21 protein-coding genes are annotated in these 16,738 nt (G+C 62.6%); 16 read left to right on the plus strand and 5 right to left on the minus strand.

Annotated features, from left to right (window positions below; genetic code table 11):
* The first annotated feature begins 571 nt into the window (after nt 1-571).
* The 4 genes from ACFSOZ_RS36435 to ACFSOZ_RS36450 all read left to right on the plus strand — a co-directional run bounded on the left by ACFSOZ_RS36435 (nt 572) and on the right by ACFSOZ_RS36450 (nt 3,471).
* Complete coding sequence (locus tag ACFSOZ_RS36435) at nt 572-1,183, plus strand: hypothetical protein (RefSeq protein ID WP_379106318.1); 612 nt, start codon at nt 572-574, stop codon at nt 1,181-1,183.
* Nucleotides 1,180-2,028, plus strand: coding sequence for a 23S rRNA (adenine(2030)-N(6))-methyltransferase RlmJ (locus ACFSOZ_RS36440; protein WP_379106321.1), 849 nt, complete (start codon nt 1,180-1,182; stop codon nt 2,026-2,028). The genes ACFSOZ_RS36435 and ACFSOZ_RS36440 overlap by 4 nt, the downstream gene beginning before the upstream one ends.
* Before the next feature lie 273 nt (nt 2,029-2,301).
* Nucleotides 2,302-2,754 carry a hypothetical protein gene (locus ACFSOZ_RS36445; protein ID WP_379106323.1) on the plus strand — a complete coding sequence of 151 codons (453 nt, stop codon included), beginning with the start codon at nt 2,302-2,304 and terminating at the stop codon, nt 2,752-2,754.
* 135 nt (nt 2,755-2,889) lie between these two features.
* On the plus strand, nt 2,890-3,471 hold the full coding sequence (locus ACFSOZ_RS36450; protein ID WP_379106326.1) for a TetR/AcrR family transcriptional regulator: 582 nt from the start codon (nt 2,890-2,892) through the stop codon (nt 3,469-3,471).
* Here ACFSOZ_RS36450 and ACFSOZ_RS36455 read toward each other — a convergent pair.
* Nucleotides 3,443-3,574: a hypothetical protein gene (locus ACFSOZ_RS36455; RefSeq protein WP_379106328.1), complete on the minus strand. Its 132-nt coding sequence runs from the start codon at nt 3,572-3,574 to the stop codon at nt 3,443-3,445. The genes ACFSOZ_RS36450 and ACFSOZ_RS36455 overlap by 29 nt on opposite strands.
* Between ACFSOZ_RS36455 and ACFSOZ_RS36460 the strand changes: the two genes are divergently transcribed.
* Nucleotides 3,534-4,304: an EamA family transporter gene (locus ACFSOZ_RS36460; protein WP_465264480.1), complete on the plus strand. Its 771-nt coding sequence runs from the start codon at nt 3,534-3,536 to the stop codon at nt 4,302-4,304. The two genes, ACFSOZ_RS36455 and ACFSOZ_RS36460, sit on opposite strands and share 41 nt — an antisense overlap.
* A gap of 103 nt (nt 4,305-4,407) precedes the next feature.
* Nucleotides 4,408-5,022, plus strand: a complete 615-nt coding sequence (locus ACFSOZ_RS36465) for a LysE family translocator (protein WP_379106331.1) — start codon at nt 4,408-4,410, stop codon at nt 5,020-5,022.
* A gap of 147 nt (nt 5,023-5,169) precedes the next feature.
* On the opposite strand, the gene ACFSOZ_RS36470 is transcribed toward ACFSOZ_RS36465, so the two are convergent.
* Nucleotides 5,170-5,481, minus strand: coding sequence for a transcriptional regulator (locus ACFSOZ_RS36470; protein WP_379106333.1), 312 nt, complete (start codon nt 5,479-5,481; stop codon nt 5,170-5,172).
* Nucleotides 5,482-6,088: 607 nt separating this feature from the next.
* On the opposite strand from ACFSOZ_RS36470, the gene ACFSOZ_RS36475 reads away from it, so the two are divergent.
* On the plus strand, nt 6,089-6,484 hold the full coding sequence (locus ACFSOZ_RS36475) for a hypothetical protein (protein WP_379106335.1): 396 nt from the start codon (nt 6,089-6,091) through the stop codon (nt 6,482-6,484).
* A 459-nt stretch (nt 6,485-6,943) separates the two neighbouring features.
* Nucleotides 6,944-7,540: a glutathione S-transferase family protein gene (locus ACFSOZ_RS36480; protein WP_379106337.1), complete on the plus strand. Its 597-nt coding sequence runs from the start codon at nt 6,944-6,946 to the stop codon at nt 7,538-7,540.
* A 103-nt stretch (nt 7,541-7,643) separates the two neighbouring features.
* Here ACFSOZ_RS36480 and ACFSOZ_RS36485 read toward each other — a convergent pair whose 3' ends face one another.
* Complete coding sequence (locus ACFSOZ_RS36485) at nt 7,644-8,303, minus strand: outer membrane protein (protein WP_379106339.1); 660 nt, start codon at nt 8,301-8,303, stop codon at nt 7,644-7,646.
* Nucleotides 8,304-8,715: 412 nt separating this feature from the next.
* Between ACFSOZ_RS36485 and ACFSOZ_RS36490 the strand changes: the two genes are divergently transcribed.
* The 6 genes from ACFSOZ_RS36490 (at nt 8,716) to ACFSOZ_RS36515 (ending at nt 14,249) form a co-directional block, all read left to right on the plus strand.
* Entirely contained in the window at nt 8,716-9,480 is a 765-nt protein-coding gene (locus ACFSOZ_RS36490) for an SDR family oxidoreductase (protein WP_379106341.1), read from the plus strand.
* Nucleotides 9,477-11,546 carry an excinuclease ABC subunit UvrC gene (gene uvrC, locus ACFSOZ_RS36495; protein ID WP_379106343.1) on the plus strand — a complete coding sequence of 690 codons (2,070 nt, stop codon included), beginning with the start codon at nt 9,477-9,479 and terminating at the stop codon, nt 11,544-11,546. Before ACFSOZ_RS36490 ends, uvrC begins: the two co-directional genes overlap by 4 nt.
* A gap of 523 nt (nt 11,547-12,069) precedes the next feature.
* Nucleotides 12,070-12,666 carry a CDP-diacylglycerol--glycerol-3-phosphate 3-phosphatidyltransferase gene (gene pgsA, locus ACFSOZ_RS36500; RefSeq protein ID WP_379106345.1) on the plus strand — a complete coding sequence of 199 codons (597 nt, stop codon included), beginning with the start codon at nt 12,070-12,072 and terminating at the stop codon, nt 12,664-12,666.
* Between the two features lies 1 nt (nt 12,667).
* Entirely contained in the window at nt 12,668-12,925 is a 258-nt protein-coding gene (gene moaD / locus ACFSOZ_RS36505) for a molybdopterin converting factor subunit 1 (protein ID WP_111549274.1), read from the plus strand.
* 3 nt (nt 12,926-12,928) lie between these two features.
* Nucleotides 12,929-13,405: a molybdenum cofactor biosynthesis protein MoaE gene (locus tag ACFSOZ_RS36510; RefSeq protein WP_379106346.1), complete on the plus strand. Its 477-nt coding sequence runs from the start codon at nt 12,929-12,931 to the stop codon at nt 13,403-13,405.
* Between the two features lie 79 nt (nt 13,406-13,484).
* On the plus strand, nt 13,485-14,249 hold the full coding sequence (locus tag ACFSOZ_RS36515) for a YbaY family lipoprotein (protein WP_379106348.1): 765 nt from the start codon (nt 13,485-13,487) through the stop codon (nt 14,247-14,249).
* A gap of 137 nt (nt 14,250-14,386) precedes the next feature.
* On the opposite strand, the gene ndk is transcribed toward ACFSOZ_RS36515, so the two are convergent.
* Nucleotides 14,387-14,809 (minus strand): nucleoside-diphosphate kinase, encoded by a 423-nt coding sequence (ndk, locus tag ACFSOZ_RS36520; RefSeq protein ID WP_013532476.1) that lies wholly within the window; start codon nt 14,807-14,809, stop codon nt 14,387-14,389.
* 300 nt (nt 14,810-15,109) lie between these two features.
* Between ndk and ACFSOZ_RS36525 the strand changes: the two genes are divergently transcribed.
* Nucleotides 15,110-15,364: a DUF2934 domain-containing protein gene (locus tag ACFSOZ_RS36525; protein WP_379106350.1), complete on the plus strand. Its 255-nt coding sequence runs from the start codon at nt 15,110-15,112 to the stop codon at nt 15,362-15,364.
* A gap of 83 nt (nt 15,365-15,447) precedes the next feature.
* Here the strand turns inward: ACFSOZ_RS36525 and ACFSOZ_RS36530 are convergent, their stop codons facing one another.
* A complete protein-coding gene (locus ACFSOZ_RS36530; protein WP_379106352.1) occupies nt 15,448-16,140 on the minus strand; it encodes a glutathione S-transferase family protein in 693 nt (230 codons plus the stop codon).
* 61 nt (nt 16,141-16,201) lie between these two features.
* On the opposite strand from ACFSOZ_RS36530, the gene ACFSOZ_RS36535 reads away from it, so the two are divergent.
* Nucleotides 16,202-16,714 carry a DinB family protein gene (locus ACFSOZ_RS36535; RefSeq protein WP_379106355.1) on the plus strand — a complete coding sequence of 171 codons (513 nt, stop codon included), beginning with the start codon at nt 16,202-16,204 and terminating at the stop codon, nt 16,712-16,714.
* Nucleotides 16,715-16,738: the final 24 nt, after the last annotated feature.

Consider the following 16,738-nt stretch of genomic DNA (forward strand, 5'->3'; position numbering starts at 1 on the left):
ATCGTCGATTTACTCGCCCAAATTGCACATCCCAACGCATTGAAAATATACCTGTGGAAATCCTAGTCAACTAAATTAGCGAAACCTTAACCATCGCTGTTTGCGAATGGTTAATCATGACGCCGGCGTTGGCTTCGCGGCCAGACCTTTGGATATACAGGGCATATCCTCGTTGTGAATGAGCGGATATGAGCGTAACAGATGCGATTGGTCGTGACATGCCGGCGACAGTGATGGCCCGCATCTGCGGGCCATCACTGTCAGGGGTCAGCGACGAAACAAGGCGACCGCGCTCTCACAGATTGGTCTGGAATCGCCCTGTTCGAAGCAGGTGGCTTCGGTGCGATCCTCGACGAGACTGCGGCCACGCCAAAGGCCCTTCGGCGGTGACCACGGCCGGTGACGAGCAACTGGCGAGGGACTTTCCCAGTGTCAAGACAGCCGGGCCTATGTCGGTAGCGCCGGTTTCGACAAGACCTTCGAGTTCGGCCTCGACATGCTACTGGACGAGATGGAGCGTATCCGCGACAGTGCCAATGCAGGATAGTCGCATCAAGGGGGCATTATTCGCATGCGCTTTCTGTTTGTCCTGATCCTGCTCGCCGGCAGCGGCATCGGTGTCATCTATCCCTGGGCGATGGGCAATTTCTCGGGCCATGAGATCGGCACCTGGCGCGTCTATGAGCAGGGCCGCTTCAAGCCGCTGACGGTTCCGCTCGGCAGCCGCGACGCGCCGGTGCGGGTGCTTGTCGACCTGACCGCGCGGGCCGAGCGCATCGTCTCGCAGCAGCGCACGGTGCTGACGCTGACCGCCGCCACCAATGGCCGCACGGTGCTCGCCTCGACGCTGCAGTTCAACCATTCCGACAACCCGCGCCAGGCCAGCCCGCAACTACCCGACAAGATCTTTCGCGATGAGGCCGGCCTCATCGCGACCGTCAGGCCCGGCGCCTACCTCTTCACCGTCGGCCCGGGCGACGCGGAGGATATCCCGATGCGGGCGGTCGATCTCATCCTGCGCTCCGGTGTCGGCGAGATCGACAGCCGCGCGCGGCCGGTCGGCTACTCGCTGATGGCGATCGGTCTGATCGGGTTCTTGCTGACCTTGCGCACTGGTGGCGGCAGGCCGGAAAATCCGAATTCGCAGCCGCCACCGCCGCGCTGGGGCAGGGGTTCCAAGTGAATTATCGCCACGCCTATCACGCCGGAAACTTTGCCGACGTCGTCAAGCATGTCGTGCTGACGCGACTGCTCGAATATCTCAAGCAGAAGGACAAGGCGTTTCGCGTCATCGACACCCATGCCGGCATCGGCCGCTACGATCTGTCCTCGGTCGAGGCGCAGAAGACCGGCGAGTGGCAAGGCGGTATCGGCCGGTTGATCGATGCCTCGTTCGCCGCGCCGGTGGCGGCACTTCTGGCCCCCTATCTCGACGCGGTGCGTGCGCTCAATCCCGAGGCCGGCATCCAGAAATATCCGGGCTCGCCGCTGATCACGCGTCATCTCATGCGCAAGCAGGATCGGCTGTCGGCGATCGAGCTGCATCCCAAGGATGCAGGCAAGCTGAGGACACTCTTTGCCGGTGATTTCCAGGCCCGCATCATCGAGCTCGACGGCTGGCTGGCGCTCGGCGCGCATCTGCCGCCGAAGGAAAAGCGCGGCCTGGTGCTCATCGATCCGCCGTTCGAGGAAGCGGGCGAGTTCGAGCGCCTCGTCGATGGGCTCATAAGGGCGCACAAGCGCTGGCCTGGCGGCATCTATGCGCTGTGGTATCCGATCAAGGATCGCAAGGCGATCATCGCTTTCAGGAAGGCGCTGAGGCAATCCGGCATTCCTAAGCTGCTCGACATAGAATTCGAGATCAGGCCCGCCTCTTCGGAACCCAGCCTCGACGGCAGCGGCCTGCTGGTGGTCAACCCGCCTTTCACGCTCGAGGGTGAACTGCGGACACTGTTGCCGGCTTTGCACAGAGTGCTCGCCGTGGAAAAGCCGGCGCACTGGTCGCTGGAATGGCTGGCCAGCGAGTAGCGCCGCGGCGGCCCCTTATCGAAGCGACCCAATGGAACGCCGGCAGGCGCGAAAAAGCCCGCATTCCGGAGGGGTCAGGAAGGCGGGCTCTTTAACGACCCCGGGGCTTGCGCTCTCTTGGGTCTAGGGATCAACGTGGCGGAGCCATTCCGGTTCCATGCAAATCCGGCTTTGGCCAACGCAGTTTCAAACTGGAAACCATTGTTTCTGCAACCGCTTGACCGCCGCCAAGCGAATCCGCACAGTGCGCGCAATCGACCTTGAGAGGCTGTCATGACTCGCTTTGCCAAATCCGCACTTGCTGCCCTGATTTCGCTCTGCACTCCGCTCGCGACGCCTCTCGGCGTCACCCAGGCCGTGCAGGCGGCCGACCTTGGCGTCTATTCCGACGATGATGGCGGCGTCTGCGGCCAGCCATGGGTGCTGAACAAGATCACCAGCCGCTTCTCCTACCAGGTGCATCACGTGCCGCATCTGCCGAACGTGCAGATCACCGATTTCCGGCGCATTCACCAGCATCGTTATCTGGCGGCCAACGAAACCTGGCCGATCGGCCGCCGCTACTGCGGCGCCACCGTCAGCCTGTCGGACGGCCGTGATCGCACCATCTGGTACCTGATCGAAGAAGGCCAGGGCTTCGCTTCGATCGGCGACAATGTCGAATTCTGCGTCTCGGGCTTCGACCGCTGGATGGTCTACAACGGCCGCTGCCGCATCCTGCGCTGAACGCGGCTTTCCGTTTCTCAATTCCTTGGCGTCTGCGGCTCGGTCAGCTGCAGGCGCTTTTTCGTGCTGTGTTGACTGTAGGCGCGAACTATCACATAGATATGAGACAGACCTGTCTCATCACCGGTAAGCGCCATGACCTCGTCGCCTGTTTCCGACAAACGCCAGCACGTCGTCGAAACGGCCTATGCGCTGTTCAAGCGCGCCGGTTTCCATGCCACGGGCATCGACCGGATCATCGCCGAGGCCGATGTGGCCAAGATGACGATGTATCGTCACTTTCCCAGCAAGGACGAGCTGATCGTCGAGGTGCTCGACTATCGCGCCAGGCGTTTTGACCGTCAGTTGGACCGCCTCGCCGAAGAGGTGGCCGCGCCCGAGCAGAAGATTGAAAAGATTTTCGACTGGCACGAGCGCTGGTTCCGCAGCCCGGATTTCCACGGCTGTCTGTTTGCGCACGCGCTGGCCGAGTTCGGCGATCCCGAGCATCCGGTGTTCAAGGCTGTGGCCAGGCAGAAGAACGGCCTCAAGCGGCGCTTGCAGTCAATCCTCGAGAAGGAGATGCCGCGTGGCCGCGCTGGCAGTGTGGCTGCGGCGCTGTTGATGCTGATCGAAGGTGCCACCCTGCTGGCGCAGATGGGGCAGGCGGACACCGCCGTACGCGACGCCCGCAAGGCGGCCTTGAGCATCATCGCGGCTTCGCGCCGTCCGCAATGAGCCCGTTGGTCATCGGGCTCGCGCTGTTTGCAGCGATCTTGCACGCAACCTGGAACGCCTTCTTGCGAACGGGGGCCGACAGGTTGTGGACCGTCACCGTCATGAGCTTTTCCAGTACGGCGCTCGCCATTCCCTTCGCCATCTTTCATGCCCTTCCGGCCACGCCGGCCTGGCCCTATGTCGTGCTCTCGGCTTGCCTTCAGGTCGGCTACAGCGGCTTTCTGGTCGCCGCCTACAGATATGGCGAACTGGGACAGGTCTATCCGATCGTTCGTGGCAGCGTGCCGCTGCTTGTCACGCTCGGCGGGTTTTTCCTCGCCAACCAGCAGCTCACCGCGCCGCAGACCGTCGGCGTCGCGCTGGTCGCCGGCGGCATCATGGGCCTTTCGCTCGGAAGAGGCAGGGCCGCCACGACATCGATACTCTATGCACTGGCAACGGGAGCGATCATCGCCGCCTATGCGACGGTCGATGCGATCGGCGTTCGTGCGGCGGGAAATGCCGGCGCCTACACCGCCTGGGTTCTCGTGATCTACGGCGCGTTGCTGCCGGCGACCTTCGTTGCCTGCCGTGGCCGGCTCATCGTCGACCTGCGGGCGCCGGAAACCTGGAAGGCGCTGGGCGGCGGCCTGTTCGCGCTTTTGGCCTATGGCGTCGTGGTCGCCGCCTTCGCGCTCGGGCCGGCCGGTCCCATCACAGCGATCCGTGAAACCAGCGTCGTCTTCGCCGCTTTCATCGGGCGCCTGTTTCTCGGCGAGATGCTGACACCGCGGCGGGTCGGAGCCTGCGCCATTGTCGCGCTGGGCGCCATCTGCCTCGGCTATCAGCCGTGACGACAATGCGCGTCGCGCCTAACCCGATATTTCCTGATGTCGCTGACAGGCAAATCGGCTAGCCTGAACGCCCGAGAGCGACAGATCACTTTCGGGAGTCTTCATGGACCTTGCCACCATCCTTGCCTTCACGGCTGCCTTCTTCGTGTTCGCCGCCAGTCCTGGTCCGGACAACATGACGATCGTCGCCCGTACGATCTCCAGCGGTGCCGCGTCGGGCATTGCCTATGGCGCAGGCACGGTGGTCGGCATCCTCATCTTCCTGGTCCTCGCCGCCTTCGGCCTGTCGATCATCGCCGCCAAGATGGCGATCGTCATGACGGTGCTTCGCTATGGCGGTGCGGCCTATCTGATCTGGATGGGCATCAGGTTGTGGACTGCCGTGCCCGTGGTACCGGAACTGCAACCCATCTCCGGGCGGCGCGGGCTGCTGACGATCTTCGCCACGGGTATTGCGCTCAATCTCGGCAATCCGAAAATGCCGCTGTTCTATGTGGCGCTGCTGCCGAACGTCGTCGGCGCGTCGCTCGATGTTGGCCATCTCAGTGTGCTAACAATGGTGATCCTGGCTGTCGAATTCGTGGTGATCGGCGGCCATGTCATCCTCGCCGGCCGCGCCCGCACCCTGCTGCGCACGCCGAGGATCGTGCGCCGCGTCAACCGTGCGGCTGGCGGAGTGATGATCGGCGCCGGCGTCGTCGTGGTCGCCACGCGTTAGAGCAATTCCAGGAAAAGTGCGAAGCGGTTTTCCGTCCGGAATAGCGTCAAAGCAAGAGATTTAGAGCAATTCCAGGAAAAGTGCGAAACGGTTTTCCGTCCGCAATTGCGTCAAAACAAGAATAGAGAGATTCGCCCAATCGCGGCACTATTTTCTGCGCTGCGTCGCCTCGGCCTGATCGAGAATTTTGCGCAGGAAGGCGGCGTGACCGCGGAACGCGCGCCGTCCGCTCGTCGTTGCCCTGACCCGCGTCTGCGGCCGGCGTCCGACGAACAGCTTTTCGATCTCGACATAACCGGCCCTGGCCAGCGTATCGAGATGCGCGCCGAGATTGCCGTCGGTGACGTCCACGATGGCCTTCAGCCGGGTGAATTCCAGCACCTCCCGCCTTTCCAGCATGTTCAGGGCGACCATGATCCTGAGCCGCGTGCTCTGGTGGATGATTTCGTCGGCGCTCATCGATTGGCTCCGGCGCAGCGAAGCCGGAGACCATCACCGACGAGGCCGCTGCCATGGGGCGCCATCTCGGTGATCCGGTACAGCAACAGCGCCGCTTGCTCCTGTGCGATAGACATCGAAGCACTCCTACATCTAATGCAGAATACTCTGTGATGTAGAGCTATCTGTCAATTCGCGACAAGCGGTCATGGGATCGCCTTGACAAGGTGATGCAGTGATCGGTGATCGCATTGCTCATGTGATCCGTGTAGATCGTCGGCTTGCACGAGATGATCGCACCGATCATGCCGCAGATCATGCTCGCTGACCTTCGGAGCTTGACGGCGGGGCGGTCTCACACGGTGCGAAGAATGTCGGCGGCGAACTTCCGGCAATGGTCAAAGATCAGCGGAGGATTTTTGCGATGATCAGCATGATCGTGTGCCATCAGTAACCAAAATCTAAGCTGCGAAAATCAGTCTTATGCTTCGCTGGCTAGAGAGCCGCGAGTCAGATATGCATTGCCCGTCGAGGTCATTCACGGCCGTCGGCGTAACGCAAGGGGCATGACATGGCGAAGCAGTCGTCTAAGGCGCCGGCATCCAAGACACCGGCAAAGAAAGCACCTGTGAAAGCAGCAACGGCGAAGGTCGCGGCAGCAGTGAAGAAAGCAGCACCTGCGGCCAAGCCGAAGGCAGCACCGGCAAAGGCAAAAGCAGCACCGGCCAAGAAGCCGGCAGCAGCCAAGGCCGTTGCAAAACCGGCAGTGAAGAAGGCAGCGCCGGCGAAGGCAGCGGCAAAGCCGGCCGCAAAGGCAGCACCGGCCAAGAAGCCTGCAGCCAAGGCAGCGGCGAAACCCGCAGCCAAGAAGGCAGCGCCCGCGAAGGCCGCGGCCAAGCCCGCCGCAAAGGCAGCACCGGCCAAGAAAGCGGCGGCTGCGGCAACAAAGCCTGCCGTGAAGAAAGCCGCGGCCCCCAAGGCCAAGGCAGCGCCGGCAAAGGCGAAGGCCCCGGCCAAGAAGTAGTCTGGGTCTTGTTGGAGCACCGTGTGTCCTGGCGGATGCGCGGAGAACGCTTTGACACTTGCGATCGGCGCATGATCATCCCGGAAACCGACGCTGGTTTTCGGGCCGTGCGCAGGACCGTCGGAGAGGGGGCCAGGGCAGCAAAGCGAGGCGCCGGACAGGCTGCCTCGCTTGCTCGCGCGGTTTGGCTTTCTTTCGTGCCGGTTATGAGACGAATGCCCCGCCGCGAAGCCGGGGTTGCGGAGGATTGAAAAGCAGATCGGATGTTCCGCTCTGCGGAGATTTTCTTGCTCCATCTCGATCGCGGATCCGTCTGTAGCCATGTCACTTTAGCCATGCCGCAATGGTCATGGCAGGAAACCATCACCGGTTTTCTGGCAGTTGGTTTTTTGTCGCCTGGCCATTGCCGGGCAGCCACTCCCGGTCAAAAGTGCCGGTCCGGCAAACAGGAAACCGATCATGCCCAGACTGCTCTATGCCTCCACTTCTCCCTACAGCTCCAAGGTGCGTATGGCTGCGGCCTATGCCGGCATCGCCATCGATCTCGTGCCGATCAAGACCGAGGACAAACCGGCCGAACTGGTCGGCGCCAATCCACTGGGCAAGATCCCGGTGCTGGTGCTCGACGACGGCCGCTCGATCCATGACAGCCGCGCCATTACCCAGCACCTCAACCGTGTTTCGAAGAGCGCGCTGTTTCCGCGCAATCCTGACAAGCGCCTCGAGGTGGAGGTGCTGGAGGCGTTGGCGGACGGCATTTGCGATTGCGCGCTGTCGATGGTCTATGAGCGGCGCACGCGGCCTGACGCGATGGTCTATGAGCCATGGCTCGACCGGCAGTGGGCGAAGATCACCGCAGCGCTCGATCTGCTCAACGCCAACCCGCCAAAGCTGCCCAAGAAAATCACCGCCGGCCACATGGCGCTGCGCGCCTGCCTTGGCTATCTCGCACTGCGCTTTGCCGGAAAATGGGAAAAGGGTCGCGCTCGGCTGGTACGCTGGGCGGCACGCTTCGATGAAAAATTCCCGGAGCTGAAAGGCTGTATTCCCGGGTGATCGAGTGATCACCCCGCGTTATCGATCGATCGCTCAACCGACCATCGGACACAAAAAAAGCCGGGCACGAGGCCCGGCTTTTTCGTGTCGTGGCTTGAACGACTTAGAACTTCATACCGACGCCGAAGGTGACGCGGTTGTCGGTTGCCTTGACGTTGCCGATGCCACCACCGAAGTCCTTGCTGCCGAAATCGGTGTAGCGGTACTCGACGCGGCCGAACACGTTGTCGGTCAGCTTGATGTCGGTGCCGAGACCGGCGGTCCAGCCGAGCATGGTTGCGCTATCGCTGCTGCCAAGGACACTGTCTTCCACCTTAAGGCTTCTGCCGGCGAGACCGCCGGTGCCATAGAGCAGAATTTCCGGGGTCACGGCGTAGCCAAGACGGGCACGCAGCGAGCCTTCGAAGCCGCCCTTGGAATCGATGCCGTTGTCGTCACCCTTGACGCCGTTGTAGCCGAGTTCGGCTTCAGCACCGTAGACGAAGTTCTCCTGCTGCCATTGGTAGCCGCCGAAGGCACTGCCGACGAAACCCTTGGTATCAGTTTCAACGCCGAAATCTCTCTCCTTGGTACGGCCGCTAAAGCCATAGCCAACGTTGAGACCGGCATAGGGGCCTGCCCACGAAGCGACCGGAAGTTCGGCAACCGGCGCGGGTGCCGGCGGCTCTTCCTGGACGACGTCCGCGGCATAGGCAGTTCCGCTGAGGGCGAAGAGCCCGAGCGCCACGGCCAGCGGCCGTGCGAATTTGAGATTGGCTTGCATTGTTCTTTACTCCTTAAGCCACAGGACACAGGCTTGTTTCTCACGATCGCCATCGACCCGTCCGGGGGGTGAAACGGATCTGGCGTTCGTCGGTTCCAAATGTCGTGTCAAAATGCGGCTGAAGCGAACCTGAACTTGGGTCATTCCCCGGCGCGATTGAGGCGGAACCTTGACGTTGCATCTTCGCAACAGCGAAATGGCAGGAGCCGCTGCATGCTGCACTGCACACCGCTTGGTGCAAGGAGTCCAGCGTCCTATATTGCGATCGGGCGGCTCCAAGTTCAGGACAAGTCGGAATGCCAATTGGTCGTTTCGCCACAATGCTGCCCAAGGTGCGAACGCCATTTGACGCCTGCCGGGCCATATTTGGCCGGCATCGTTTTTTCGGGCCGAAATTGAGGATTGACACCCTATGAGCAAAGCCACTGCCACGGCGCTGGTGACGGGCGGGGCGAAACGGATCGGCAGGGCGATCGTCGAGGATCTCGCCGCCCACGGTTTTGCCGTGGCCATCCACTGCAATCGGTCGCGCGACGAAGCGGATGCATTGGCCGGCCTGATCAACCGGACCGGCGGCCGCGCCGCCGTGGTCGCCGCCGACCTCACCGATATGGACGCCGTCGGCGACCTCGTCGGCCAGGCGGAAGCCGCGCTCGGACCGCTCTCGCTGCTGGTCAACAATGCGTCGCTGTTCGAGGACGATTCGGTTCTGGACTTCGACTGGCGGGCCTGGGATCGGCACTTTGCCGTGCATGTGAAGGCGCCGGCATTGCTGGCGCAGAACTTCGTCCTGGCGTTGCCGCAAGGCCAGGAGGGGCTGATCGTCAACATCATCGATCAGCGCGTCTGGCGGCCGACGCCGCGCTATTTCTCCTATGCGCTGTCCAAGTCGACGCTGTGGACGGCCACGCAGATGATGGCACAAGCGCTGGGTCCCCGCATCCGCGTCAATGCCATCGGCCCGGGGCCGACCCTGAAGAATGCTCGCCAGGATGACAGCGATTTCGCCGCGCAGCTCGATGGCTTGATCCTCAAGCGCGGCCCGGAATTGCCGGAATTCGGCGCCACCATCCGCTATCTCTGGGAAGCGCGCTCTGTCACCGGCCAGATGATCGCGCTCGATGGCGGCCAGCATCTTGCGTGGCAGACACCCGATGTGACAGGCATGGCGGAATGAGTCCTGTAGATCAGAAAAGCAAGCCACGTAGTGGCGGCGACGACATGCCTCCCGAAGTCGAACTCGACCTCGAGGACGAGGCGCTGGAGGAGATCGTCGAACCCGCCGGGCCCGACATAGCCTTCACCGCCATCGACTGGACGCCGCATGCCGGCGACGCCGAAGGCATGGTCGGCGCCGAGGTCATCCAGACACTGGTCAAGCGGCTGCCCAACGCGCCCGGCGTCTACCGCATGATGAACGCCACCGGCGACGTGCTCTATGTCGGCAAGGCGCGCAGCCTCAAGAAGCGCGTCACAAACTATGCGCAAGGCCGGTTCCACACCAACCGCATCGGCCGCATGGTGCGCGAGACGTCGACGATGGAGTTCGTCGTCACCCGCACCGAGATCGAAGCGCTGCTGCTCGAAGCCAACCTCATCAAGCGCTTGCGGCCGCGATTCAATGTGCTGATGCGCGACGACAAGTCGTTTCCCTATATCCTTCTGACCGGCGACCATGTCTCGCCCGGCATCTACAAGCATCGCGGCGCCCGTTCCCGCAAAGGCGATTATTACGGACCCTTCGCTTCGGCTGGCGCCGTCGGCCGCACCATCAATTCGCTGCAGCGCGCCTTCCTGCTGCGCAGCTGCACCAACTCCTTCTACGAGAACCGTACGCGGCCGTGCCTGCTCTACCAGATCAAGCGCTGCGCCGGACCTTGTACCGGAGAGGTTTCGCACGAGGACTACGCCGAGCTTGTTGGCGAGGCGAAGGACTTCTTGTCGGGCCGCAGCCAGAAGGTGAAGACGGAAATCTCGGCTGCCATGCAGCAGGCCTCGGAAGACCTCGATTTCGAGCGCGCCGCGATCTATCGCGACCGGCTGGCGGCCCTGTCGCATGTACAGAGCCATCAGGGCATCAATCCGGCCACCGTCGATGAGGCTGATGTCTTCGCCATCCATCAGGAAGGCGGCCAGGTCTGCATCCAGGTGTTCTTCTTCCGCACCGGCCAGAACTGGGGCAATCGCGCCTATTTCCCCAAGGCCGACCCGGCGCTGGAGGGATCGGAAGTGCTGGGCTCGTTCCTGGCTCAGTTCTATGACGACAAGCCGACGCCGCGCACCATCCTTCTGTCGCAAACCGTCGAGGACCAGGAACTGCTGGCCGAGGCGCTGTCGACCCGCGCTGGCCGAAAGGTCTCGATCTCGGTGCCGCAGCGCGGCGAGAAGAAGGACCTGATCGACAACGCCCTGCAGAACGCCCGTGAGGCGCTCGGCCGCCGGCTGGCTGAAACCTCGACGCAAGGCCGCCTGCTTGCCGGTATGGCCGAGACGTTTGGTCTCGCCAAGCCTCCGGTGCGCATCGAAGTCTACGACAACTCGCACATCATGGGCACCAATGCCGTCGGCGCCATGGTCGTCGCCGGGCCGGAAGGCTTCGTCAAGAACCAGTATCGCAAGTTCAACATCCGCTCGACCGAGATCACGCCGGGCGACGATTTCGGCATGATGCGCGAGGTTATGGAGCGGCGTTTTTCGCGGTTGCTCAAGGAGCATGGCGATGTCGTCGTGGCCGACGCGGCTGCAGGCGAGGCGGCGGATATCGAGGACGACATCTCCGGCAGTTTCCCGGCCTGGCCCGACGTCATCCTGATCGACGGCGGCCAGGGCCAGATGACGGCGGTGCGAAAGATTCTCTCTGATCTCGGCATCGAGGATCGTGTCGTGGCCATTGGCATCGCCAAGGGCCAGGACCGCGACGCCGGCCGCGAGCGCTTCTTCGTCAGGGGCAGAGATTCGTTCTCGTTGCCGGTTCGCGATCCCGTCCTCTACTTTGTCCAGCGGCTGCGCGACGAGGTCCACCGTTTCGCCATCGGTTCGCACCGTGCGCGCCGTAAGAAGGAGATGGTCAAGAGCCCGCTCGACGAGATCAGCGGCATCGGTCCCGGCCGCAAACGCGCCCTGCTGATGCATTTCGGCACCGCCAAAGCGGTCAGCCGTGCCGCCATCGAGGATCTGAGGAAAGTCGACGGCATTTCCGAACAGGTGGCGAAACTGGTCTACAATCATTTTCATGAGAGCTGAAAATGTATGGGAGTGTCTGCTGGGAAGGGTCGCACGGCCTGTGCTGTCTGGGCGTGTCGGGATCGGCATCTAATGGTATATGGCGCCTATGTCGCACCAAAGCGTGCTAAAGCGGCATAGATGCCTAGGAAGCCGAAGCCGCCGAGACCACCCTTGTCATGCGTGATCTGTGACAAGCGCATGAAGCGAACGCGCCACAATGGCCAGAAGCTATATTGCGGAAAGCGATGCACGAAACGTGCTGCCGAGTTGCGCGCAGCGGCGCGGTTGCAGGCTTCGGGACATTGCGACGTTCGCAGGTATCCGCCGATGTTTTAGCGAGGGGGCGGGAAAGTTGCGCAATTTGTCGTGAATAATTATTTCGATGAGAGCCGATGCATGTCGCCCAAAAATGCGCAGCGATTTTGGGGCGACGACATGCATCACACTTTCAGCACTTTTCGGCTGGCCAATCGATTTTGGCCTGTTGACCCCCTACAACAGCTTCTGATTTGAGTAGGCAGGCAGAAAGAGTTCCCTAGACATGGCCAAGCGCGCGTTCAACTTGCCCAACATGCTCACCTACGCCCGCATCGTCGCGGTGCCGCTGGTGGTGCTGTGCTTTTTTCTCGAAGGACATCTGAAGTCGAGCGAATTCGCCCGCTGGTCGGCGCTGATCATCTTCCTGCTCGCCTCGATCACCGATTATCTGGACGGTTACCTGGCGCGCGCCTGGCAGCAGACCTCCAACATCGGCAAGATGCTCGATCCGATCGCCGACAAATTGCTGGTCGCCACGTGCCTGTTGCTGCTGGCGGCCGACACCGATCGCCACGCCGGCATCGCCGGCTGGTCGCTGTGGGCGGCGATCATCATCCTGTGCCGCGAAATCCTCGTCTCGGGCCTGCGCGAATATCTGGCGGCGCTCAAGGTCTCGGTGCCGGTGACGCAGCTGGCAAAATGGAAGACGGCGATCCAGATGGTCGCCATCGCCTTCCTGCTGGCTGGGCCGGCCGGCGACAAGATCTTCCCGCTGACCACGCAGACCGGGCTGGTGCTGCTGTGGATCGCGGCGCTAGTCACGCTCTACACCGGCTACGACTATTTCCGCGCCGGCCTCAAGCACATCATGGACGAGTGAGATGACGACCCGGCTCATCTATTTTGCCTGGGTGCGCGAGCGGATCGGCCTGCCTGAGGAAGACGTCGACTTGCCTGCCGGCATCGAGACGGTCGCCGACCTCCTGCGCTGGCTGAAATCACGTGGCGAGGGCTACGAGCACGCGCTGCAATATCCCGACGTGATCCGCGTCGCCATCAACCAGGAACATGTCGAGCATCGCGAAAAGATCGCCGGTGCGCGCGAGATTGCGCTGTTCCCGCCGATGACCGGGGGCTGACCCATGTCAGCCGCCGTGGTGCCGACAGTGCGCATCCAGGCACAGGATTTCGACGTCGCCGCCGAGATCTCCAGACTGACGCAGGGCCGCGCCGACATCGGCGCCGTAGTATCATTCTCGGGCCTTTGCCGCGACGAGCAAGGTGCGCTCTCGGCACTCGAACTCGAGCATTATCCGGGCATGGCGGAAGCCGAGATCAGCCGCATCGCCACCGAAGCGCTTCAGCGTTGGCCGCTGCAAGGCCTCACCGCCATTCACCGCCATGGCAAGATTGCGCCTGGCGAGAACATCGTTCTGGTGGTGGCCGCCTCAGTGCATCGCCAGGCGGCGTTCGAGGCCGCGAACTTTCTCATGGACTACCTGAAATCGCGCGCCCCGTTCTGGAAGAAGGAGCATCGCACCGACGGCTCCGAGGGCGGCTGGGTCGAGGCCAAGGAAGCCGACGCCAGGGCCGCGCAACGCTGGAAACCGTCCGAATAAAACCTGCTGCAGCCATGCATTGACCGCAATCCTTTGGCCAATTGACCGCGGTTGGTCAGCCTGGGCAAGGGAGATGGTCATGCTGGACAGGATCGCCGAATTTTTCGTCTTCGGTTTCGTGCCTCTGGTCGTCGGCATGTTGGCCGTGCCGGAATTGTCCGTCGCCGCCGAAAATTCCGTGCGCGGCGAGGTGATCTATCGCGAGCGCATCGCCTTGCCGCCCAGTGCAGTGCTCTCCGTCCAGCTTGCCGACGTGTCGCTGGCTGACGCGCCTGCCGCGATCATCGGCAAGCAGACCGTGAAGCCGACCGGTCAGGTGCCGATCAGCTTCGAGATCAAATTCGACCCTTCCATTATCCGGCCGCAGATGACCTACGCGTTGCAGGCCCGGATCACTGTCGACGACAAGCTCCTGTTCGTCTCCGATATGCGCCATCAGATTGATCCGCTGACCGACGTGCCGCAGACCATTGTGCTGAAGATGGTCGCACCGAACGCCGAGTCGGCGGATGCTGTCTTTGGTCAGGTTTGGCTGGTCGACTATGTCGACGGCGTTGGCGCCATCACCGCGCCGCAAGCGACATTCAGGGTCAGCGAGGCCGGCAAGGCAGGCGGCAGCGGCCCCTGCAACACCTATTTCGCCACCGCCAAGGTCGATGGCCAGACGATCGCCATCAGCGACATCGGCTCGACCTACAAGGCCTGTGCGCCCGAGGTGATGGCCGAGGAAAAGGCGCTGTTCCATGCACTGACCAAGGCCGCGTCATACAGTGTCGATGCCGGCAGGCTCGTCATATCAGACAAGGATGGCCGCGAGATCCTGCGCTTCAGTGCCGCAAGCTGATTTCCCGGTTCGGCGTCATGGACCGGCTGCATGCCGACATGCTGCAGTTCGTGCGCGAGACCTGATTGTTGCGCCAATGAAAAAGGCCGGCGAGACGCCGGCCTTTTTTTGCGTGATCCAAGCTCGGGATTGTCGGCTCAGCCGACGATCTCGGTGTCCGAGAACCAGTACTTGATCTCTTCCGCCGCGGTCTCCGGCGCATCGGAGCCGTGCACCGAGTTTTCGCCGATCGACAGCGCATGCACCTTGCGGATGGTGCCTTCGGCGGCGTTGGCCGGGTTGGTGGCGCCCATCACTTCGCGGTTCCTGGCAATGGCGTTCTCGCCTTCCAGCACCTGCACGACGGTCGGTGCCGACGACATGAACTCGACCAGTTCGCCGAAGAACGGACGGTCCTTGTGGACGGCATAAAAGCCTTCCGCCTCACGGCGGCTCATCCAGACCCGGCGCGAAGCGATGACGCGCAGGCCGGCCTCTTCCAGCATTCTGGTGATGGCGCCGGTGAGGTTGCGCCGGGTCGCGTCCGGCTTGATCATGGAAAAGGTGCGTTCGAGCGCCATGGGTCGTCCTTCTGATGAGAATGGAATTGAGAGTGGCGGGCTCTATACAAGTCGCCCGGCCCATTGCCAAGGGGTGAGGAACGGTCCGCCAAGCGGACGGAAAGCCAATTGCTTGGCTTTCCGAGTGACGAACGCCCGGAGCGGGAGCGAAGGACTGGAACGCTGCGCGTTTCTGCGCCAGGCCGGCGCCGATGGGACAGACCAGCAGGCGAGATCGGATGGCTGTAATGCGATGCTTTGCTTGCTATAGTCGCGTGTCGGCGCCGCGCTGAAGTCGGCCCGAATGGAGACAATATGACCATGGCAGACGATCGTCAGGAACGCATTCGCAACCGCGCGCATCAGATCTGGCTGCAAGAGGGACAACCGGCTGGCCAGCATGATCGCCATTGGCACCAGGCGGCAGCCGACGTCGACCAGCAGGACGCCGCGGGCAAGCCGGCAGCCAAAAAGCCCGTCAAGAAGGCAGCCGTCGCCGCCAAGCCAAAAGCCGCCCCCAAGGAGGCGAAGGCTGCCCCAAAGACCAGCAAGCCCAAAAAGGCTGCGGCCAAGTAAGGCCTGGCTATCTCGCTGCTGACCTTGCTCGCAAGGGATTGACGGCGCTCGTGCTGCCTGGCGGCAGGGCAGGCGTTACACCGTCACGCCGCTGCGGCAGCCTTCCGCCCCAGCCCGCCATGCAGGTCGAGGCAGCGGGCGAACCATTGCGCCACCACGTCGCTGTCGTCGAGCAGCTGGTAGGGCGTGGCTATGCGCGCCCACTGCAGCGCACCGAAGACGATATAATCGGCAAACAGTGGCGAAGCACCGCCAATGTACGGCTGGTAGCCGAGCATTGAACGCAGCGGCTCCAGTGCGGCGCGGAATGTTGCCAGCCCGGCGTCGCGCGCGGTGACGACATCCTCCAGCTTCTTGCCGAGGCGCTGCTCACGGCTCCGGCGGAAATAAGCGGCGTTCTCTTCGTCCTGCATGGCATGGAGGTCGATGATCGCGGCGGTGGTGACATAGGGATGAATGGTCAGTTGCGACCAGCGTTCGATGAAGCGTGCCATCGCCTTGCCGCCTTCACCGCCAAACAGCGTCGGCCGATCCGGATAGGCTTCGTCGAGATAGAGCGCGATGGCGAAGGAATCCGCGACGACCGTCTCACCGTCGCGGATCACCGGAACGGTTTTCGAAACGCCGCTCTCGACAGCGGGCACCTCCAGAAAACGCGTCGGCGCGGTTGAGATGGCGAGCCCCTTGTGCGCAAGCGCCATCGCCACCTTCCAGCAATGCGGGCTGAACGGGCGTGTGGTGTCGCGTCCGACGAGGTCGTAGAGCAGAATGGTCATTGGCGTCGGCGTTCCTGCGGGGTAGGTAGGCCTCCGTGTCGACGCGAGCCGAGAGGAAACCATGAGACAGCATTTCATGATGTTTGCGGCCTACAATCAATGGGCCAACAACCGCATCTATGATGCCGCCGCGGAGCTCGACGAAGAGGAATTCAACCGCGACGTCGGGGCTTTTTTCGGCTCCATGATGGGCACGCTCAACCACCTGCTGACAGCCGACCGCATCTGGATGAAGCGCTTCACCGGCGAGGGCGACGCGCCAACGACGCTGGACGCCGTCCTGCACCGGGGCTTGCCCGGCCTGCGGAAGGCGCGTGAAGCCGAGGACAAGAGGATCATCGATTGGGTCGGCGGGCTCGGCGACAAGGCGCTGACGGGCCGCTTCACCTACATGACTGTCTCGGACATGCGCACGGTGTCGCAAAGGCTGGCGCCGGCGTTGGATCATGTCTTCAACCACCAGACCCATCACCGCGGCCAGGCGCATACGATTCTCACCATCCTGGGACGGCCAAGCCTGGGGTTGGACCTGATGCTCTTCCAGCGCACCGAGGAGGGCAGGGCTTTCGCCTGATCCCATGACGTTTTTCGTTGAAAG

Source organism: Mesorhizobium newzealandense (assembly GCF_042682145.1).
Classification (GTDB): domain Bacteria; phylum Pseudomonadota; class Alphaproteobacteria; order Rhizobiales; family Rhizobiaceae; genus Mesorhizobium; species Mesorhizobium newzealandense.